This window comes from Litchfieldia alkalitelluris, from assembly GCF_002019645.1.
In the GTDB taxonomy this organism is placed as follows: Bacteria; Bacillota; Bacilli; order Bacillales; family Bacillaceae_L; genus Litchfieldia; species Litchfieldia alkalitelluris.
The window spans coordinates 2,863,020-2,883,704 of record NZ_KV917374.1; the positions used below are offsets into that span (position 1 = coordinate 2,863,020).

Consider the following 20,685-nt stretch of genomic DNA (forward strand, 5'->3'; position numbering starts at 1 on the left):
ATGAGTCACAAACTTATGAAATTCGTAGATAGGTTGCCAATTATGGATACGTTAAAACCAAAAAAGAAGTTGAAAGATGGCAACTATTATGAGGTAAGAATGGAACAATTTTGCAAAAGCTGCACAGAGACTTGCCGCCGACACGTTTATGGGGCTACAATCGTCAAGTACCAGGGCCAACATTTGACGTTAATAGGGGGAACGTGTTCATGTGAAATGGATAAACAATCTTCCTAAAAGACATTTTCTCCCTGTTGATCAATCATTTCTTGATGTTGAGTTACCTGAGGTCAGAACTGTAACCCATTTACACGGTGGGGAAACTCCTTCACCAAGTGATGGATATCCTGAGGCCTGGTTTACAAAAGGGTATGAAGAGGTAGGTCCATTCTTTGAAAGAGAAGTTTATGAGTATCTTAATAATCAAAGAGCAACAATGCTTTGGTACCATGATCATGCTATGGGGATAACAAGACTAAACAATTATGCAGGACTTCCGGGAGCCTATATTATAAGAGACAAACATGAAAAATCTTTAAACTTACCATCAGGAAAGTACGAAATTCCTCTTATCATACAGGATCGATCTTTTAACCATGACGGATCACTTTCATATCCCAACCAGCCAAACGATGCATCTAATGTGTTACCAAATCCTTCTGTTATTCCAGCATTTTTTGGTGACACAATCTTGGTGAATGGAAAGGTATGGCCTTATATGGAAGTTGAACCGCGAAAATATCGTTTTCGTATATTAAATGCATCTAATACAAGAGGGTATCAATTTATATCTTGATTCTGAACAAACAGTATATCAAATTGGTTCAGACGGTGGTCTTTTAGAAAAGCCTGTTCATATGGAAAAAATCGCGATCGAACCATCTGAACGTGTTGATTTAATCATAGACTTTTCAAAAAATGAAGGAAAGGAAATTGTCTTAAAAAACGATCTTGGTCCGAATGCTGATCCTGATAATGAAACAGATGAAGTTATGCAATTTAGAGTCACAAAGCCACTTTCAGATTTTGATAAGAGTGTAATTCCAACTAGATTGTCAACTATCCCTAAGTTGAAGCAAAATAACATTTCAACAATTAGAAATTTAAAACTAGTAGGTACAGATGATAAATTTGGGAGACCATTGTTGTTACTTAATGGCAAAAGATGGCATGATCCAATTACGGAAAAACCCCAACTTGGTTCAATGGAAATATGGTCTTTGTTTAATACAACAGCATTTACTCATCCCATGCATATTCACTTAATTCAATTTCAAATTTTAGAACGACAGCCTTTTGACTTAGAACGCTATAATCAAGATGGTCAAATCATCTATACAGGAGGACCAACACCTCCTGAAGTGAACGAGCGAGGCTGGAAAGACACAGTAGCAGCAACATCTGGACATGTAACAAGGGTAATTGGAAAATATGCTCCACACGTAGGGCATTATGTTTGGTATTGTCATATTTTAGAACATGAAGATTATGACATGATGCGACCTTTTGAGGTGATTGATAGAGAGAAAAATAATTAAAAAATTGTAAACACTTTCCCGGATAATTTCTTTGAAGTGTTAAAAGTCAAAAAAGAAAATGGATAATGGAAGGACCATTTATCCATTCTCTTTTTTTAGTTATTGCTATTATTGGTTGTTCCAGGAATATAACATCCTTCTGGTCCACAATCTAAATCATTTTTTAATTTAGCTTCTACTGCCTTTTCTTTCTTTAATTCAATTTGTTGCCATTCAATATCAATTGTTGGAGAAAACTTTTCAGGATAACGAATATACCATCTCTGTTTCCTAATGAGAAAATTGTCCGTGTCTAGTAAAAGAGCCTCATCCAATTCGTGTAATGCTTCTTCCTTTTTTCCGTTTTTCCAATACTCCATACCTAATTTAAACTTTGTTTCCGATAATTGTTTCTCTAAATTGATAAGAGTAGAGGTAGGGTTATAATATTCATCATCTAAAACAACGTGGTCTACAGTACCATTTATTAAATTTTGTATTGCCTTTAGGTGATTTTCATTTGTCACATGAAATCCTTGTTTAACTAGTCGAATCGTACCTTCTTTATCAATAAATATACCGTTAGGGACAATTTTAAAACCAAATAAATTAGCAAAAATATTATCCGTGTCAACAACTGTTGTAAAAGAATGATTTTCTGCATAAGGTTTTACTACTTCCGACCCTTGAATATCTACAGAAACTGATAAGAATTCAAATTCTTGATCTTGGAACTTTTCATAAAAATCCTGCCAGCCTGGCAGTTGTTCACGACAACGTCACCACGATGCCCACATAAAAATTAAAGTGTTTTTTCCTCTGAAATCATTAATTGAAACAGAATTCCCATGTATATCTTGAAGTGTAATGTTTTTCATTTTTGTCATTAACAAACCAATCCCTCCCTTATGATTAGTTTACATTGGAAATCCCGAATACTCAATTATTTCGTTTTAAATTAAATATTGGATTATCTGTTTGTAAACCTTCATCTTGAGTAATATTAACTATAAAATAACATTTCAAGGAGATGATTTTAGAAATGGGTGCTGTTGAACGTGGCGGGTATCGATTTGAACCAGAATTTAGTGTAATTAATCAAAATGGAGCAATTCATGTATATCATGAAGGGGGATTTATAGAAGAAATAAAATTTACTTTTAGTGGAGAATTTCCAGAACATGATCAGATAGAGGAGTTAATCAATACTTACTGTGAACAGCGTGGCTTTTAATATGAGTTTAACAGAAATCATTCAATCTGCTAGAGCAAATTGGTTTACACAATTGAATGATTTAAAAAAGGAAACTCTAAATAAATAAAACTTTTTGTGGAGGTGCCTAGATGAATCCATCTTGGTTATTTGTTATTGCAACTGCTATCGCTGTTTTTGGGATTCTTACTGTTTTTAAGGCGTTAATGGCGAATGTTCAATCAAAATTAGAAGAAGAACAGGAAATTAAAGGAGAATCGCTTCAAAAAGAACAAAGTAAATTTTTTATAAAAGTTATTATGGTAGAAACAATACCGATTTTGTTAATTGTAGTTGGATTTTCGCAAATAGGCCAACCAGATATCGGGGATATACAGTTGTTTTTTCCTTTAATAATCATAGTAGCTATTTTTATTTACGCTGTTACAAATTTATTCATTGTGAGAAAAGAAACCATAAATTACGGAGAACCCTCACAAGAAACAAAAAATTTTATTAACACCTTTCTCTTTATTGCAATCGCACTACTATCATCTATCCCAACTATCTCGATTGTAGGTATATTTTTATTGACAGCATCATAACAATCACAACAATGATAAAGGTACAACTTTTGGTTGTACCTTTAACTATTTTCTTTACTATAGTAAAAAGATAAGGAATTTTAAACGTAAGATAATAGGGTATAGCATAAGCACATTCGATATTCTCCTAATGCACAAAATACCTTATCCTCAGAAAAAAAGTTAGGATTAGATAAAAAAGAGAACGTGAAATAGATTTATACGTTAAAATAACACTATATAATCCTACTTATGAAGGTGATGAAAATCATATGATTATTAAGGCGAAAATAAACTAGTAACCAGTTTTGAATGATTAAATTAGTGAGAAGGAGCAGAGAAGAAGATGAATTTAACTAGTATTCCAAGGAAAAAATATACAAAAAATCATACACCACTTGAAAAGTTAGAAACATTATCAAAAGCTCTTGGTGGACCCACCATTTATATGAAACGTGATGATCTACTTGGTTTAACTGCTGGTGGAAACAAAACAAGAAAATTAGAATACATAGTTGCAGATGCGCACATGAAAGGTGCAGATGTTCTTGTTACATGTGGTGCTGTACAATCTAACCATTGTCGGTTAACCTTATCTGCAGCAGTCAAAGAAAAAATGAAATGTGTTCTTGTTCTTGAAGAAGGTCAGAATAAAGCGAATAACGTACCAACAGGAAATCACTTTTTATATCAGCTGTTAGGTGCTAATGACATGAAGTATGTTCCTGAAGGATCTAATTTAATGGAAGAGATGAAAAAGGTAGAAAAAGAGTTAACAGAGAAAGGACACACTCCCTATTTAATCCCTGTAGGAGGTTCTAATCCAATAGGAGCAACCGGATACGCAGCTTGTTCCCAAGAACTCTTATTACAAGCATATGATCAGCAAATACAACTAAATCACATTGTTTGTACAAGTGGGAGTGGGGGCATGCATGCAGGACTAATTGCAGGATTTCAGGGTCTAAATTGGAATGTACCGGTTATTGGTGTCAATGTTAGCCGGGGGAAAAGAGAACAAGAAGCTAAAGTGTATAAACTTCTCAATGAGCTAACTGATTTTCTGCAAATTCAGGAAATCTCTCAAAAATATGTTAACTGCTATGATGACTATGTAGGCCCAGGATATGCGGTTCCAACAAAAGAGATGATAGAGGCTGTTAAATTAGTTGCAAGTACAGAAGGGATTTTACTAGATCCAGTCTACACAGGTAAGGCAATGGCAGGGCTTATTGATTTAATCCGGAAAGAAACTTTTAAAAAAGACGATAACATTGTCTTTATTCATTCCGGCGGCTCACCAGCACTGTATGCTTATACCTCTATATTTGCTTAAAGGCGATGAATTTCGTCCTTTTAAAGTTTTGGGTAGACACCCAAGCAAATTTAAATATTCACACCATGGAGTATGAAAATAGTGTATTCACCTAGTGTGGAATGAGCGGAGAGTGCGGGCTTCTGCGGGGTCTCGTGAGACCCCGCAGAAGCCCGCCCCTGGCGACGAGGAGGCTCACGGACCACCCCGCGGAAAGCAAGTGGATCGCAGCTCATGGAACTCTACATCATTATGTATTTTCAGGGTAGACATCCATGCTAAACATGTATTTCGCACCATGGAGAATGAAAATAGGTACTTACTAAGTGTGGAATGAGCAGAGAGCCACTTGACTCCTGCGGGATCCAGTGGTCTCGTGAGACCCCGCAGGAGCCCGCCCCTGGCGACGAGGAGGTTCACGGACCACCCCGCGGAAAGCAAGTGGATCGCAGCTCATGGAACTCTACATCATTATGTATTTTCAGGGTAGACATCTATGCTAATTAAAATTAGCACCACGGAGTATGAAAAATTATACTTAGCTTAGTGTCTAGCTTCAGGCGCTATCGGCTCTCAGGTCTAAGTCAATCCGGCAAGAAGGTTATCTTGCCGGCTCGACTTATGCGTGTCGCCGATGAACGAGCGCCTTCAGCATTTCTTTTTTCAGGGTAGACCTCTATGCGAATCAGTTATTTGCACTATGAAGGATGAAAGTGTTAACACAGTTGGAATGAACTGTAGCGAATGGAGTTCAAAGAATTAGTGTGATTAGGTACTTTTTTGAACAAACTTATGTGAAGTATATAACGCTTATCATTACATATTTTTTTGCTCTAATTCACCGCAATATTGCTAAAACATTCGTAGAGGACATGGTTTGTTCCGAGTTTTTGAGGGTAATATTAAATATAAGAAAATAATCTAGGAAGTTAAAAAATAATTGAGTAACTTATGAAACTAAATTCAGTCTATAACGTATATAAAAATGTAAGATTACAAGCTATAAAGAATACTCACAAATGGAGGATTTTACGTGTATAAGAAAAGATTAAAACTTATCTTAATAACAACAGCAATGTTATTTTTCCTTGGAGGTTGTTCATTTATTGAAGATGTAAATAACTCAGTCAATTATGTAAATGAAGCAACAGCTTATGTTAACGAAGTAAGCACTTTTGTAAAAGAAGTTCCGCCGCTTGCTGAACAAGCAATAAGTGATGAGCAGGCATTAGCAGAACTTGAAATCAAACTTGAGGATATGAAAAGTGAGATTGTAGCATTTAATGAACTTAAAGCACCAGAATTAGCGACCGAAATTCACGAACAAATAGTTACTCACAATAATCAAGCACTAGATGGAATTGAATCATATTTATCTAATATAGAAAATGGTAAACTAGACCCAGCTATACTAGAAAATTCAGATGTATATCAATCTTTTCGAGAAATAACAAATACAATTGATGAAATCAAACAATTAGGTCAGTAATATTTGAAATTCTTAAACGATGAATTTAACTAAATAGCTTAAATGAAGATAGAGTTGCAGGGAAAATTTACATTTGCAACTCTATTATTTTTTTGTAGTAATCCGAACGAACATTCGCTAAAATGTAAGTAATAGAGGTGAACCGTATGTTAAGAAAAAAAACATTGAATGAGCTAATTGAAGAACTTCGGAAAAATGAAAATGTAATACATTGGCATGAAATTGAACCACAAGATGCAAAGACAAAGCCAATTCCAACATCAATTGACAAACGAATTTCGGATGCCTTACAAGGACGAGGTATTAAAGAGCTTTACACACATCAATATGATGCATTTCAGGCAGTTCAAGAAAAAAGAAATATCGTCGCTGTAACGCCAACAGCATCAGGAAAGACTTTATGTTATAACTTACCTGTCTTACAATCTATTTCAGAAAATAATAATAACCGTGCATTATATATGTTTCCAACGAAAGCCCTTGCTCAGGACCAGAAGAGTGAATTAAATGAAATTATTGATGAGATGGGTATTGATATTAAGAGCTATACATACGATGGAGACACAGCACCGAATATTCGTCAAGTTGTGCGTAAAGCTGGACATATTGTTATTACAAATCCTGATATGCTACATTCTGCTATACTACCGCACCATACGAAATGGGTATCGTTATTTGAAAATCTGAAATTCGTAGTAATCGACGAATTACATACCTATCGTGGAATATTTGGTAGCCATGTAGCAAATGTGATTAGAAGGCTAAAACGAATATGTGCGTTTTATGGTAGTAACCCAATCTTTATTTGTACATCTGCAACCATTGCAAATCCTAGAGAACTAGCAGAAGAGTTAACGGGTGAAAACATGGTATTAATAGATAATAATGGGGCTCCAAGAGGAAGAAAGCATTTTGTATTTTACAATCCACCAGTGGTTAATAAGCCATTAAATATAAGAAGAAGTGCAACCAAAGAAGTAAATCTTTTTGCGAAACAGTTCTTAAAAAATAAGATACAAACAATTGTTTTTGCGAAAAGTCGTGTTAGAGTCGAAATTATCTTAAGTCATATTCAAGAGTTAGTAAAGAATGAGCTTGGAACAAAATCTATCCGTGGATACCGCGGCGGATATTTACCAAAACAAAGAAGAGAAATAGAACGAGGTTTGAGAAATGGAGAAATTTTAGGGGTTGTCAGTACGAACGCGCTCGAGCTAGGAGTAGACATAGGTCAACTTCAGGTTTGTGTAATGACTGGCTATCCTGGTTCTGTTTCAAGCACTTGGCAACAAGCTGGACGAGCCGGGAGACGTCATGGTGAAGCCCTTATCTTAATGGTTGCAAGTTCTACTCCAATTGACCAATATATCGTTGGGCATCCGGAATATTTTTTTGAACGGAACCCGGAATCTGCGAGGATTAATCCAAACAACTTGATTATTCTAGTTGACCATATCAAATGTGCTGCGTATGAACTTCCATTTAAGAATGGGGATACATTCGGACATCTAGACATTGAAGAAATACTAGAATTTCTAACCGAAGAGCGTGTTTTGCATCAATCAGGTGAAAAATGGTACTGGATGAGTGACGGCTTTCCTGCACACAATATTAGTTTAAGGTCCGCATCACAGGAAAATGTAATTATTATAGACCAAACAGAAAAGGCAAATCACAAGGTAATCGGTGAAATGGATCGGTTTAGTGCAATGACACTTTTGCATGATGAAGCTATTTATTTGCATGAAGGTGTTCAATTTCAAGTTGAGCTTCTCGATTGGGAAGAGAAAAAAGCATTTGTGCGTGAAGTAGATGTTGAGTATTTTACAGATGCAAACCTAGCAGTTGATTTAAAGGTACTAGAAATAGATAAAGAGATAAAACGAGACAAATCTGAACTTCACTTTGGTGATGTTACAGTTACAGCAATGCCTACCATATTTAAGAAAATTAAAATGAGTACGTTTGAAAATATTGGATCAGGTCCCATTCATTTGCCAGAAGAAGAACTTCATACAAGTGCAACATGGCTAGACATCCATGATCAATTAAACCTTGGGACTAAAACATTGGAGCAAGTATTGCTCGGGATCTCCAATGTTTTAAAACATGTTGTCCCAGTATTAGTGATGTGTGACAGCAATGATGTTCATGTAGTACCACAAATTAAAGCTACACACTCAGGATTACCTACAATTTACTTGTATGATCGTTATCCAGGAGGAATTGGGTTAGCTGATGAGATTTACAAGAGAATGAATGAGGTCATTACCTCGAGTATAAATCTTATCACAAAATGTCCATGTGAAGATGGATGTCCATCATGTATTGGTAATGAAGTGGAATCCATGCATGCTAAACAAACAAGTATCGTAATCTTACAAAATCTATTAAAGTGATTTATATATATACTTAATGGGAGAAGGGATATCATGAGTCTGAAAAATAAACTGAATCGACATAAAAAGAATATAGTTAGAACCGATCAGTTTGCTCCAGTATCTTCTCCTGTTTCCGATATAGTTACAGAAGAAGTACCTCATCTTGATAAATGGAACGAATTAGGAGCAGTACCGTTTCTTTTTGATAACACGTATTGTATGGTAAGAAAAGTAAGATATCCCCTCAACTATAAGCACGGAATTTATCAGTTTAATGAATTAAATCAAATTGTATCTGACTGGAATCTATCTACTATTAATCACCCTCTTTCATCAAAAGGCTTTCAAGCAAATCAATTATTCTTTTTTGATACTGAAACAACAGGACTTGGTGGAGGCGCAGGCAATACTATTTTTTTATTAGGGCAAGCAACTTTAACAAATGAGTACGTGGAGGTAATTCAACACTTTTTACCGAATCCTGGTGCAGAAGTTGCACTCTATCAGAGCTTTCTCAAAAGTATAGATTACAAGACTCTTGTAACATATAACGGAAAATCTTTTGATTGGCCACAAGTAAAAACAAGACATACCTTAATTAGAGAAACTGTACCAAATTTGCCAGAGTTCGGCCATTTTGATTTATATCATGCATCAAGGCGTCTATGGAAAAATAAACTCCAATCTGTTCGTCTTGCCAATGTAGAAAAAGATATATTGTCTATTCATCGCGAAGGAGATGTACCGGGATATCTAGCCCCAATGTTATACTTTAATTTTCTTGAAAACCAAAATCCAGAAGCGATAAAAGGCGTTCTCCATCATAATGAAATTGATGTTTTATCTTTAATTACGTTATATATACATTTGTCAAAACAACTCTTAAATAATGGTCTCAATAATTCTGAATCAGAAAAATACGAGGTTGCCAGATGGCTAAATCACCTTGGTGAAGAAAAGGTAGCGGCAACTATGTACGAAAGTATTTCAGGGAGTCAAACAAATACATCATTGAAGGCCAAACTGCAGTTAGCTTATATGTATAAAAAGCAAAAGGATTACGAGACATCATTATCATTTTTCTTAGATGTCTTCAATGAAGGGGAAAGGGTAACAAAACTTGAGATTGCTATTGAACTTGCGAAAATTTATGAACATCAACAAAAGAACTTTGAAAAAGCCATTCATTTTACACTTGAAGCCAAAAATATTTACAAAACTCAGACAAGTTTAATACGAGACCAGAACGGGTATAAAAATGATGAGATTGAAAAACGACTTAATCGATTGAAAAAAAAGGCTGGAAATAAACGGTGATTTTATTGCCCGGGCAAGCGCAAAATCGGCGTCCTTTCGAGTTTTTGTTGTCGAAACAATAAAACTTTTTCTTTCCCTTGAATTTACATTGTAGAATCGTGTAAAACCTTGTAAAATTAGAAATTGTTCTGATATAGAAAAATTTATATTTAATTGGAGAGAGAAGATTGTATAAAGCAGTTTTTATTTTATATTTTGTTGTTGTCACAATTATTTTCTTAGTTTTAACAAGTATAAAAGAAGGATTTTATGCTTTTTTATAAAAAATAGGTGTTTGCATTAGTACATGTATCTCCCTTCTTTCATAGGCTATAAGTGAAAGACAGATGAAATACTGAAAGGAGATAATAAAAAATGCATTGTAGACCTAATGTAATGCCACCAATTATTTATCCAACAAAGTGTTGTGTACAAAATACGTTTCAAAATACAATCGTACCACATATTCACCCATCACACACTCAAAACGTAAATCATCATAAGTATGATCATTTACACTATTATCCACACACAGAATCATTTGCTAATGAGGTGTCTAGTCAGCATTTTAACTGTGGTGCAAATCCACCTGCTGATTTATTACCACCAGCAGCTCCTGTACCACCAGTTGCTCCAGTAGCTCCAGCTCAAATGGCTCCATTTCAAACACCTTATTTCGAAGGCTAGGCACATGAAAAGCAGGAACCACAGTGGTTCCTGCTTGATTTAGCATTTTAGATGGAGGAGTATAGACTTGATAAAAGTATTAGCAATTACTGGCTACAAGCCTTTTGAACTAGGATTATTTGATCCGAAAAATCCAGGTATTACTTTCATAAAGAAAGCAATTGAAAAGAAATTACTATTTTTGTTAGAAGAGGGTTTAGAATGGGTTATTATTAGTGGACAACTTGGTGTTGAATTGTGGGCAGCAGAAGTTGTGATGGACTTGCAAATAGACCACCCAAACTTAAAATTTGCAGTCATAACACCTTTTTTAGACCAAGAAGAAAAATGGAATGAAGTTAATAAAGAATTGTATGAATTTGTGTTATCTCAAGCAGATTATACTAATAGTATTACTAATAAGAAATATGAAAGTCCGGCACAGTTTCGGCTGAAAAATAAATTTTTTATCGATAAGAGCGATGGCATGCTTATTGTCTATGACGAGGAAACTGAGGGAAGTCCAAAGTTTATTTACAATCAAGCACGAAATGAAGTTGATCATTCCAATTATCAATTGTTTATTATAAATGCTTATGATCTGCAGATGATTGCAGAAGAAGAACAATACTCAAACAATAACTTTTAATCAAACAGGCTAGTTAGTTTGCGTTATAAAATGTGTACCTTTGGAATGATTTAGATTTTTACTACATAAAGATAAAATTGACAATACGAGAAATATTTGAAAAAATAGACTAAGAACAATGGGGAAAGTGTATCGAGGTGATTACATGCAATCTGATAAAATTAAATTATCATCAAAGGATATTTTAGAAAAAGAATTTAAAACTGGCTTAAAAGGTTATAAGCAAGTAGATGTAGACAAGTATTTAGATGTAATTATTAAGGATTATGAAGCTTTTCAACAGCTTGTTGAGGAATTACGTCAAGAAAATTATCGTTTAAAAAAACAGTTAGACGAGTCACATAAAAAACAACCAACTCAGCAAACGGGCACAACAAACTTTGATATCTTAAAAAGACTCTCTAATTTAGAAAAACATGTATTTGGAAGTAAGTTATTTGATTAAATTGAGATGAGATCTGAACAAATAGTGAAAAAACTTGCTAATTATTTGGTTTTTTAATATAATAATTAGTGCATCATTAATAACGTTCGGGTAATCGCTACAGTTTTACTGTAGAGGAAAGTCCATGCTCGCACAATCTGAGATGATTGTAGTGTTCGTGCCTAGCGAAACAATAAGCTGGGGTAGCTCGTTTATGAGTTAACGGCAAGGAAAAAGCCTAAGTTCTTTATGGATAAGGCTTGAATACTTTGAAAGTGCCACAGTGACGTAGTCTTATAAGAAATTATAAGAGTGGAACGAGGTAAACCCCTCGAGCGAGAAACCCAAATAATGGTAGGGGCACCTTCTCTAAGGAAATGAACAATGAGAAGGACAGAATTGTTCTGTAGATAGATGATTACCACCGGAGTACGAGATAGTCATATCGATTGTAGTACAAAGGAACAAAACATGGCTTACAGAACGTTATTAATGGAAAGAATTATTTTTAAATTCAAGCTCTCCAGTTTAATGGGGAGCTTTTATTAATATACTAAGAAGAAAAGACGCCTTATAACTCCAAATATGATTCCGAGTAACTCAGAAGGTATGGTAGTGGAAGGCTGTTGTTCATGAAGAAACAAAATAAAAACTTATAAAGATAGTTAGGTGAAAACAATGGGAAAAGTAACACTTATAGCTACTGCTGCAATGGGCATTGAAGCAGTTGTTGCGAAGGAAGTTAAAGATCTAGGCTATGATTGCACTGTTGAAAATGGAAAAATAACCTTTGTTGCTGATGAAAAGGCAATATGTAGGTCAAATCTTTGGCTTCGAACAGCTGATCGAATAAAGCTGAAAATCGGTGAATTCAAGGCAACAACTTTTGATGAATTATTCGAAAAAACTAAGGCATTGAATTGGGGGCAATATATTCCCGAAGATGCCGAATTTCCAGTTATCGGAAAATCTGTGAAATCAACTTTGTTTAGTGTTTCTGATTGTCAAAGTATTGTGAAAAAAGCAGTAGTTGATAGTTTGCAAAAACATTATCGAAAAACAGGTTGGTTTGAAGAAACAGGACCACTATTTAGAATTGAAGTAGCATTACATAAAGATATTGCAACATTAACCATTGATACTAGTGGGGTTGGTTTACATAAAAGAGGGTACCGTGCAGGCCAAGGGGAAGCTCCTCTTAAGGAAACATTAGCGGCGACTTTAATTAAATTAACTAATTGGACACCGGACAAGCCTTTCGTTGATCCATTTTGTGGATCAGGTACCATTCCAATTGAGGCTGCATTAATAGGGCAAAATATCGCCCCAGGTTTTAATAGGGATTTTGTATCAGAAAGATGGAATTGGATTGACAAGTCAATCTGGCAAGAAGCTAGACAAGAGGTAGAAGACTTAGCTAATTATGATCAACCTCTTGACATTCAAGGATTTGATATTGATCATCGAATGATCAATATAGCTACAAATAATGCTGAAGAAGCTGGGTTCGCTGATATAATTAAGTTTAAGCAAATGCAGGTAAGTGATTTTACAACAAATAAACCATATGGTGTTATTGTAGGCAACCCACCATATGGTGAACGGATAGGTGAGAAGAGGGAAGTTGAAAACATGTATAAGGCAATGGGTAAAGCCTTTGCGCCTCATGATACATGGTCCATATATATGCTAACATCACATCCTGAATTCGAAAAGTTATACGGTAAGCCGGCAACAAAGAAAAGAAAGCTATTTAATGGGTTCATTAGGACGGATTATTATCAATATTGGGGGAAGCGACCTCCGAGAAACGTTGAATAAATTAATTTTAGGCGAATCTAAATACTTGGTACAAAAACATTACTAGGCGCATATTCGCCGGGAACTATGATTATTGGATGGGATTGCTCTAAAAAATAATACGAGGTATAAAAAATTGGTGGATACTGTAACCAGTAATAACTAGATAGAGGGTCATATTGACTTGAAAAGTTCATGTTAGGATAATACAAATTCATCTCTCCTTATATCTTATATTCTTGTAAATTATATGCACATGACAACCAGTTGTTTTGGGCATAAATGAAAATGTTTACTTACTCTATGTGGAATGAGTGGAGAGCCACTTAACTCCTGCGGGATGAAGCAATTAAGTGAAACCCGCAGGAGCCCCTGTGACGGGAGGCTCAAGGACGTCCACGGTTTCCCGCGAGTGGATCAAAGCGACGAGGAGGCTCACTGGGCCGCCCCGCGGAATGCAGGTGGATCGCAGCTCATGGAACTCTCCATCCTTAGTTATTTTCAGGGTAGACTTTTATGTAAACGATTATCTAGCATCATAGAATCTAAAAGTTTCTGCTCATCTGGATGAAGTGAACCGTAGCTGTCGGAACCCGTCTACATAAGTAAGTTTTTTGAGGATTGCCATGAATAAATTATTTCACCCTACATAAAATGTCTATTGTGGGTTACATAAACCTCTAAAGATAAGTAGGAGTGAGAATTATGAATCATTATGAATTCGATAAAATTTCAAAAGCTCTGCAAGTCTCCAATCAAGCACTTCAAGAAGAAGGAATTGAAAATGAACTTGTTCAACAAGCTCAGGATGAACTTTTGCAGGCACTATCACATGCAACATCTGTTGAAAAAGATTATCTGGTTCAAATAAATAAGTAAAACAAACATTTCTTAAAAAAACTTGGCCTGAAGCCAGGTTTTTTTATTTTTAGTTTGACTACAGAGACTATGTGTTTGATAATAATAAATTAGTGTGTTGATTATAGGCTGGAGGAAATGAAATTATGATTCGAGAGAAGTTACCCTTTCAAATATCTAAAACTGACAATTTTTTTGATAAAATGAATGAATGGATCGGCGATGTATTCTACGACATTCTCCCTGAGAAAGGCTATGAATTACGTGACGAGCAGATTTTTATGGCTTTTCAACTTGAACGTGCATTCAAGGATAAGGAAATTGTCTTTGCTGAGGCCGGAGTAGGTACTGGGAAAACATTTGTATATTTGCTATATGCTATTTGTTATGCAAGGTATACTGGCAAACCTGCGATCATCTCCTGTGCAGATGAATCGTTAATTGAACAATTAGTCAAAAAAGAAGGAGACATTGCCAAGCTTTCAGAAGCACTTGGGTTGAATGTAGATGTTCGTTTAGCTAAATCACAAGATCAATACCTATGTCTTCAGAAGCTAGATAAGGCCATTGAAGTTCATGATTCTGACGTATTTCTTAATATCCATGGTGATTTACCTGAATTTGTGAACGAATCTTCAACTTTACAGAAATTTTACCATTACGGTGACCGAAAAGAGTATCCTAATGTGTCTGATCAAGAATGGGAGCATGTTGGGTGGGATACTTTTCAAGATTGCTTTTCTTGCCCTGTAAGACACCGATGTGGACAAACATTATCAAGGGATTTTTATCGGAAGGCTAGTGATTTGATCATCTGTTCACATGACTTTTATATGGAGCATGTATGGACTATTGATGCTCGGAAAAGAGAAGGTCAATTGCCACTGTTACCTGAGAGTAGTTGTGTCGTATTTGATGAGGGGCATTTATTAGAGTATTCTGCTCAAAAGGCTCTAACTTACAGAGTGAATGAATCAATTCTAGAAACGCTTCTTAGTAGAGTATTAGAAAATGATATAAGAGAAGAATTTGCTTTACTTATAGAAGATACACTTGAACAAAATAATCTATTTTTTGATCTCCTACGTAGTCATTCTATTTCAGTACAAGGTTCTAATCGTATGGATGTAATTGGTACAGATAAGTTAACTCAAGCGATTAAGACATTACATAAGCAGTTAGTAGGAATCGGGGAAGGGCTTGTTTTTGAAAGCCAACTATATACAATAGACCATTATGAATTAAACATTGTTGACGAATATATTGACCAAATGGAATATTCATTAAGTCTTCTCCTTAAAGAAGAAGATGTTATTACATGGGTTGAGTCGAATGGAAATGCAAGACATACCCTTGTAATCATGCCGAGAGCAGTTGAGGAGATTTTACGAGAGAAGGTATTTACTAAGAACATTCCATTTATTTTTTCATCTGCGACACTATCTGAGAATAACTCGTTTGACTATATCTCCACTAGCCTTGGAATAAAGAAATATCAATCATTTTCGGTTGCCTCTCCTTTTGATTATGATGAGCAAATGAAAATCTATTTTCCTAAGGTTTCTGAAGGTGATGAAGAATTTTCTGCAAAATTGGAGATTACATTACAACAGCTTTCAAAAACTAATGGAAGAGCACTTATTTTATTTAACTCCAAAGAAGAATTAGAGCAGTTTAAATTAAGTGTTAAAGATCATTCTTCATATCAATTTTTATTTGAAGGAGAACAAGAAATTAGTAAATTGGTTTCACTCTTTCAAAATAACGAAGAAAGTATTTTGTGTTCGGTGCATCTATGGGAAGGTCTAGACATTCCAGGGCCTTCTCTCTCAAATGTCATTATTTGGTCTATACCATTTCCACCGAATGATCCAGTATTCCAAGCAAAAAGAAAAAATGTCGAAGAGTCATTTTTAGAGGTTGATGTACCATATATGCTACTTAGGTTAAGACAGGGAGTAGGAAGATTAATACGTACACATGAGGATCAAGGTATTATAACGATTTTTGGATCGGATAATCTAGATCAGTTAGTTTATGAAAAAATCATCAATGTTCTTCCTACGAAAGTATCCGATTTGAATGGAGAAGGATTTTAAGAATCTTTGCAGAAAAGTGTAAGTAGATAAATCGAAATGGGGGATTTGAATGTCAGTTGATATAAAAAAGGCAGAAAAACAATTTTTAGATTATGTCAAAAAAATGACCAGTTATAATGAAGCTATTGGCTTGATGTATTGGGATTTACGCACAGGAGCACCTAAAAAAGGGGTTGAACAGCGTTCAGAGGTCATTGGACTACTTTCTTCCGAAGTGTTTAAAATGTCTACATCTGAAGAAATGGCTGCTTATATTGCAAAGCTATCACCGTATTTGAATAGTGATGAAATTACTAGTGTCACTTCGAAAACATTAGAAGAATGTAAAAAAGATTACGACCGTAATAAAAAGATCCCACAAGAGGAATATAAGGAGTATGTGATTCTTCAATCAAAAGCAGAGTCAGTTTGGGAAGAGGCAAAATCACAAAATGATTTTCCGCTATTTCAACCTTATTTGGAAAAACTTGTTGAGTTCAATAAACGTTTTATTGAATATTGGGGATATGAAGGGAATAAATATAATACACTGCTAGATATGTATGAGCCTGGTGTAACTGTGGATGTTCTAGATCAAGTGTTTGATCAACTAAGAAAGAGTATTGTCCCTTTAGTTCAACAAATTGCAAATTCAGAGCATAAACCGGAAACTGGATTTTTATTTAACTCCTTTTCTAAAGATAAACAGCGACAATTGAGTTTAGAGCTGTTAAAAGGCTTGGGGTACAATTTTGATGCAGGACGCCTTGATGAAACTGTTCATCCTTTTGCTACTGGACTTAACCCTGGGGATGTTCGTATAACAACCAACTATGATGAACAAGATTTCAGAACTGCCGTATTTGGAACCATTCATGAATGTGGACATGCTATCTATGAACAAAATATAGCAGAAGAGTTAATTGGGACCTTACTTTGCACAGGGACATCCATGGGGATTCATGAATCACAGTCATTATTTTATGAGAACTTCATTGGAAGAAGCTTTTCATTCTGGAAGCAAAACTACGATCTTTTAAAAAGCTATTCTAATGGTCAATTTGATGATATCACTGTGAATGAATTCTATCGTGCAATTAACGAATCGAAACCTTCACTGATTCGGATTGAAGCAGATGAACTTACATACCCACTACATGTAATGGTTCGTTATGAAATTGAAAAAGGATTATTTAATGGGGAGATTGAGGTAAAAGATCTACCTGAAATATGGAACCAAAAATATGAGGAATACCTAGGGATTAAGCCTGAAAGTAACGCCAAGGGAGTTCTTCAGGATGTTCATTGGTCTGGGGGAAGTTTTGGTTATTTTCCATCATATGCATTAGGATATATATATGCTGCACAGATAAAGCAAGCAATGTTAAAAGATATTCCAAACTTTGATCAATTACTTGAAGAAGGTGAGCTTTTAACCATTCGTAATTGGCTAACAGAAAAGGTACATCGTTTTGGTAAGTCCAAGAAACCTCTGGAGATTTTACAAGATGTAACAGGGGAAGGTCTAAATGCAGAACACCTTATTTCTTACTTGAAAGAAAAATATCAAAACATATATCAACTATAAAATGAGGAGCAGAGAAATCTCTGCTCCTTTTTAGTTCTAACAAAGTAAAAACTGTCAGTTTATACTAACAGCTTTTACTGCTTACAATAAATTATTAAATCCTTTTGACCCTGGTGGTGCATTCTGAATCATATCTATAAACGGTATTGTATACGCTACTAAAATAAGAACGATCACAATTCCAACCCAAAGCTTCCAGTTTTCCAAAATCATAGGAGTTGCATGTGCTGCTTCTTCTACTTCACCGATAGGAAATTCTGTTTCACCTTTAGGAGCAAAGAAAGAAAGATTTATAACTATTATAATGATTAAAATGATACCAATGAAAAGAATCGTACCACCTACAGCTTGAGCAATTTGATAGGGAATCCAATCAATTGCCTGTGCAGAATCATTATACGTAGAGAAAGCAGATCGTCTTGGTGCTCCTAGTAGGCCGGCGAAATGCATGGCTGAAGACATAAACGTCATACCAACCACCCAAACAATGGTTTGAACAATGGCCAATTTATTCATAGCTTTAGTCATGACTCTTCCTGTTAGATGAGGGATTAACCAATAAGCTATCCCGAAAAACGTAAGTAGGACCGTAGTAGCTACTGTTAAATGAAAATGTCCTGTTACCCAGATGGTATTGTGGACCACTTGATTCAATTGGTGTGAAGCATTAATAATTCCGCCTGCTCCAGCTGGGATAAAAATGAGCATCCCCATAAAAGGAGCAAAAAATCTTGCATCTCCCCAAGGGAGCTTTCTAAACCAACCAAAAAGTCCTGTTGCTCCTTTAGAACGGCCATATAACTCAAAGGTTGCAAACATTGAGAAAGCAGTCATTAAAGATGGAATAATTACTAAAAAGGTTAAGATAACCTGTAAATATTTCCAAGAAGGGGCGATACCAGGTTCAGTTAACTGATGGTGAAAGCCAACAGGAATTGAGAATAATAAGAACAATACAAATGACAGTCTTGCTAAAGAATCAGAAAAGATTTTTCCACCTATTATTTTTGGAATAATAACATACCATGCCATGTAAGCGGGTAATAGCCAGAAATATACTAACGGGTGCCCAAAATACCAAAATAATGTACGACTAATCAATACATCGATTGTATCAACTAAACCTAAGGACCACGGAATATATTGAATTAAAACTGTAGCAGCGACTCCAAGTGTTGCAATTAACCATAATATCATAGTTAAGATCGCCATATAGCTTAATAAAGGTGTAACTTTGCCGGGATTTTGTTTCTTCCATTTTGCAAAATGAGCAAACATAGCAAAGCCACTTATCCAACTTCCTACCACCACAAGTGCTAACCCAATGTAAAATGTAGGGTGAGCCATTAAAGGAGCATAGAAAGTATATAATACTGAAGCTTTACCAGTTAAAATGGCACCTGCGGTTAAAGAAGTACCAAAGGTCATAAACCAGAATCCAACCCAACCCCATGTTCTCACTTTATCTGATAAAGTCCCAGATGTTTTACTTAAGCCTGCGAAAAGAAAACCAATAATAAAGAAAGTAGTTAGTACAAGTCCTAAAAGGACACCATGAACAGTAAGTAATTGATAATAGCCAATCCCAGCAGGGAGAATGAATTTACCAGAACGGACTAGAGTTTGCAAAAGTCCAGCAGTGCCTCCAAGTAATAAAGCGATAAAGGCAACATATATGTGTGCCATTGCTAATTTTCCATCCATCTTCGCAACAACATCTGTTTTCATCATTGTTCAATCACCTCAATTCTTGCATTCATTAAATGATGTCCTGCTCCACAATATTCATTACAGAGAATAAGAAATTCGCCGGTTTCATCAAATGTTTGCGTGTATTTACTTATATAACCAGGTTCAACCATCATATTCACATTCGTTCCAGCGATTTGAAATCCATGAACAACATCAGTTGTTGCGACGATGAACTTTACTTCCGCTCCTTTTGGAACAGTAATTGTGTTTGGTGTGAAAGCAAAAGCGCTTGTAACAATGACGACTTCATACTGATTTTCTCCAACTTTTTTTACTCCAGGATTATCGAAAGGCGCTGTTTCATGCACTTTCTCAGGATCAATAGTCTGTATATTACTGGCTGGCTGATGCCCCATGGCAAACGCACCTATTCCTACAGTTGTTAAAAATACGATTAACATTCCGATACCAAAAAATAGCCATATTTTTTCAAATTTATGTATGTGCATGGCTCTTCCCCCTATAAAATTAATTAATTGGTTAATAATAGATACAAAGGCTAAATTACAGTCGATCTAAAAAAAGAAAATAGACTCCAACCCATGTTACGATTAAGAAAAACCCAAGTAAAAATACAGATGCTAAAGTACCTTTTAATGAAGATCGATCTTCAACTTTTGACTTTAATTTTTTTACTTGATTTACCTCTACTTTTGGCATTTCTTTTAAGCCCCCTTTGTTATTAATTCCAGTGGATACATTTTCATCATACAAAACTATTTTTTTAATAAAACACCGTTTTTGTGATTTCACAAAATGTTCATTGATGAGTTTAACACTATGATAACTGTGTAAAATTGGTTTAACAGTGATATTAATCACAAAAGGCTTACAACAAATGTGAAAATATTGTGAAATGGATAGGAGTATCTGGCAAAATCAGAATCTAAAATCCTGAATGTTAGGCGTTCTAACTAATACTGAAAATGAATATGTATAGTATTGGTTTCTTATTATCTGAAGTCAAAAAGACAGGTAATCGCATATATTGTATTAAAACGATAAAAAGGTGGATTTTATATGAAGAGATATTATTGTTCTAAATGTCATTCATTACTATTGGATGCAAATGAAAATTGCGATAAATGTGGTAATA

At 35.1% G+C, this 20,685-nt stretch carries 18 protein-coding genes, 1 other RNA gene and 2 pseudogenes; 15 read left to right on the forward strand and 6 right to left on the reverse strand.

Annotation, left to right across the window (positions count from 1 at the left end; translation table 11 throughout):
* A pseudogene (locus BK579_RS13290) lies at positions 1–1,538 on the forward strand (multicopper oxidase family protein).
* A gap of 95 nt (positions 1,539–1,633) precedes the next feature.
* Here BK579_RS13290 and BK579_RS26410 read toward each other — a convergent pair.
* The 3 genes and pseudogenes from BK579_RS26410 to BK579_RS25280 all read right to left on the reverse strand — a co-directional run bounded on the left by BK579_RS26410 (position 1,634) and on the right by BK579_RS25280 (position 2,410).
* Positions 1,634–2,044, reverse strand: coding sequence for a tetratricopeptide repeat protein (locus BK579_RS26410; RefSeq protein ID WP_235848423.1), 411 nt, complete (start codon positions 2,042–2,044; stop codon positions 1,634–1,636).
* Between the two features lie 30 nt (positions 2,045–2,074).
* Positions 2,075–2,281, reverse strand: a pseudogene (locus BK579_RS26415) (thioredoxin family protein); the annotation flags it as partial.
* Between the two features lie 15 nt (positions 2,282–2,296).
* A complete protein-coding gene (locus BK579_RS25280; RefSeq protein WP_204524715.1) occupies positions 2,297–2,410 on the reverse strand; it encodes a redoxin domain-containing protein in 114 nt (37 codons plus the stop codon).
* A 149-nt stretch (positions 2,411–2,559) separates the two neighbouring features.
* On the opposite strand from BK579_RS25280, the gene BK579_RS13300 reads away from it, so the two are divergent.
* From BK579_RS13300 to BK579_RS13360, 14 genes are all read left to right on the forward strand, one after another.
* Positions 2,560–2,751 (forward strand): YbxH family protein, encoded by a 192-nt coding sequence (locus BK579_RS13300; protein ID WP_078546192.1) that lies wholly within the window; start codon positions 2,560–2,562, stop codon positions 2,749–2,751.
* A 110-nt stretch (positions 2,752–2,861) separates the two neighbouring features.
* A complete protein-coding gene (locus BK579_RS13305; RefSeq protein ID WP_078546194.1) occupies positions 2,862–3,314 on the forward strand; it encodes a hypothetical protein in 453 nt (150 codons plus the stop codon).
* Positions 3,315–3,639: 325 nt separating this feature from the next.
* Positions 3,640–4,629, forward strand: coding sequence for a D-cysteate sulfo-lyase (cuyA, locus tag BK579_RS13310; protein WP_078546196.1), 990 nt, complete (start codon positions 3,640–3,642; stop codon positions 4,627–4,629).
* 1,012 nt (positions 4,630–5,641) lie between these two features.
* Positions 5,642–6,097, forward strand: a complete 456-nt coding sequence (locus BK579_RS13315) for a DUF6376 family protein (RefSeq protein ID WP_235848424.1) — start codon at positions 5,642–5,644, stop codon at positions 6,095–6,097.
* Between the two features lie 146 nt (positions 6,098–6,243).
* Complete coding sequence (locus BK579_RS13320) at positions 6,244–8,496, forward strand: DEAD/DEAH box helicase (protein ID WP_078546198.1); 2,253 nt, start codon at positions 6,244–6,246, stop codon at positions 8,494–8,496.
* A gap of 33 nt (positions 8,497–8,529) precedes the next feature.
* Entirely contained in the window at positions 8,530–9,795 is a 1,266-nt protein-coding gene (locus BK579_RS13325; RefSeq protein ID WP_078546200.1) for a ribonuclease H-like domain-containing protein, read from the forward strand.
* Between the two features lie 354 nt (positions 9,796–10,149).
* A complete protein-coding gene (locus BK579_RS13330) occupies positions 10,150–10,461 on the forward strand; it encodes a spore coat protein (protein ID WP_078546202.1) in 312 nt (103 codons plus the stop codon).
* 70 nt (positions 10,462–10,531) lie between these two features.
* Entirely contained in the window at positions 10,532–11,089 is a 558-nt protein-coding gene (locus BK579_RS13335; protein ID WP_078550571.1) for an SLOG family protein, read from the forward strand.
* Between the two features lie 145 nt (positions 11,090–11,234).
* A complete protein-coding gene (gene gpsB, locus BK579_RS13340) occupies positions 11,235–11,534 on the forward strand; it encodes a cell division regulator GpsB (protein WP_078546204.1) in 300 nt (99 codons plus the stop codon).
* Between the two features lie 82 nt (positions 11,535–11,616).
* An RNA gene (rnpB, locus tag BK579_RS13345) (RNase P RNA component class B) lies at positions 11,617–11,997 on the forward strand.
* A 194-nt stretch (positions 11,998–12,191) separates the two neighbouring features.
* Entirely contained in the window at positions 12,192–13,334 is a 1,143-nt protein-coding gene (locus BK579_RS13350; protein ID WP_078546206.1) for a THUMP domain-containing class I SAM-dependent RNA methyltransferase, read from the forward strand.
* Between the two features lie 684 nt (positions 13,335–14,018).
* Positions 14,019–14,192: a DUF3921 family protein gene (locus BK579_RS25290; protein ID WP_139365099.1), complete on the forward strand. Its 174-nt coding sequence runs from the start codon at positions 14,019–14,021 to the stop codon at positions 14,190–14,192.
* A 125-nt stretch (positions 14,193–14,317) separates the two neighbouring features.
* Positions 14,318–16,270: an ATP-dependent DNA helicase gene (locus tag BK579_RS13355; protein ID WP_078546208.1), complete on the forward strand. Its 1,953-nt coding sequence runs from the start codon at positions 14,318–14,320 to the stop codon at positions 16,268–16,270.
* 49 nt (positions 16,271–16,319) lie between these two features.
* Positions 16,320–17,837 (forward strand): carboxypeptidase M32, encoded by a 1,518-nt coding sequence (locus BK579_RS13360; protein WP_078546210.1) that lies wholly within the window; start codon positions 16,320–16,322, stop codon positions 17,835–17,837.
* An 81-nt stretch (positions 17,838–17,918) separates the two neighbouring features.
* Here BK579_RS13360 and BK579_RS13365 read toward each other — a convergent pair whose 3' ends face one another.
* The 3 genes from BK579_RS13365 to BK579_RS13375 are packed head-to-tail and all read right to left on the reverse strand — an operon-like array spanning position 17,919 to position 20,249.
* Positions 17,919–19,568, reverse strand: coding sequence for a b(o/a)3-type cytochrome-c oxidase subunit 1 (locus BK579_RS13365; protein ID WP_078546212.1), 1,650 nt, complete (start codon positions 19,566–19,568; stop codon positions 17,919–17,921).
* Positions 19,565–20,038, reverse strand: a complete 474-nt coding sequence (locus BK579_RS13370) for a cytochrome c oxidase subunit II (protein WP_078546214.1) — start codon at positions 20,036–20,038, stop codon at positions 19,565–19,567. The genes BK579_RS13365 and BK579_RS13370 overlap by 4 nt, the downstream gene beginning before the upstream one ends.
* Before the next feature lie 55 nt (positions 20,039–20,093).
* On the reverse strand, positions 20,094–20,249 hold the full coding sequence (locus BK579_RS13375; RefSeq protein WP_078546216.1) for a cytochrome c oxidase subunit 2A: 156 nt from the start codon (positions 20,247–20,249) through the stop codon (positions 20,094–20,096).
* Positions 20,250–20,685: the final 436 nt, after the last annotated feature.

Coding starts and splice junctions, on each gene's coding strand:
- BK579_RS13300 (WP_078546192.1), top strand. CDS start 2,560: ATGGGTGCTGTTGAACGTGGCGGGTATCGATTTGAACCAGAATTTAGT.
- BK579_RS13305 (WP_078546194.1), top strand. CDS start 2,862: ATGAATCCATCTTGGTTATTTGTTATTGCAACTGCTATCGCTGTTTTT.
- cuyA (WP_078546196.1), top strand. CDS start 3,640: ATGAATTTAACTAGTATTCCAAGGAAAAAATATACAAAAAATCATACA.
- BK579_RS13320 (WP_078546198.1), top strand. CDS start 6,244: ATGTTAAGAAAAAAAACATTGAATGAGCTAATTGAAGAACTTCGGAAA.
- BK579_RS13325 (WP_078546200.1), top strand. CDS start 8,530: ATGAGTCTGAAAAATAAACTGAATCGACATAAAAAGAATATAGTTAGA.
- BK579_RS13330 (WP_078546202.1), top strand. CDS start 10,150: ATGCATTGTAGACCTAATGTAATGCCACCAATTATTTATCCAACAAAG.
- gpsB (WP_078546204.1), top strand. CDS start 11,235: ATGCAATCTGATAAAATTAAATTATCATCAAAGGATATTTTAGAAAAA.
- BK579_RS13350 (WP_078546206.1), top strand. CDS start 12,192: ATGGGAAAAGTAACACTTATAGCTACTGCTGCAATGGGCATTGAAGCA.
- BK579_RS25290 (WP_139365099.1), top strand. CDS start 14,019: ATGAATCATTATGAATTCGATAAAATTTCAAAAGCTCTGCAAGTCTCC.
- BK579_RS13355 (WP_078546208.1), top strand. CDS start 14,318: ATGATTCGAGAGAAGTTACCCTTTCAAATATCTAAAACTGACAATTTT.
- BK579_RS13360 (WP_078546210.1), top strand. CDS start 16,320: ATGTCAGTTGATATAAAAAAGGCAGAAAAACAATTTTTAGATTATGTC.
- BK579_RS13365 (WP_078546212.1), bottom strand. CDS start 19,568: ATGATGAAAACAGATGTTGTTGCGAAGATGGATGGAAAATTAGCAATG.
- BK579_RS13370 (WP_078546214.1), bottom strand. CDS start 20,038: ATGCACATACATAAATTTGAAAAAATATGGCTATTTTTTGGTATCGGA.
- BK579_RS13375 (WP_078546216.1), bottom strand. CDS start 20,249: ATGCCAAAAGTAGAGGTAAATCAAGTAAAAAAATTAAAGTCAAAAGTT.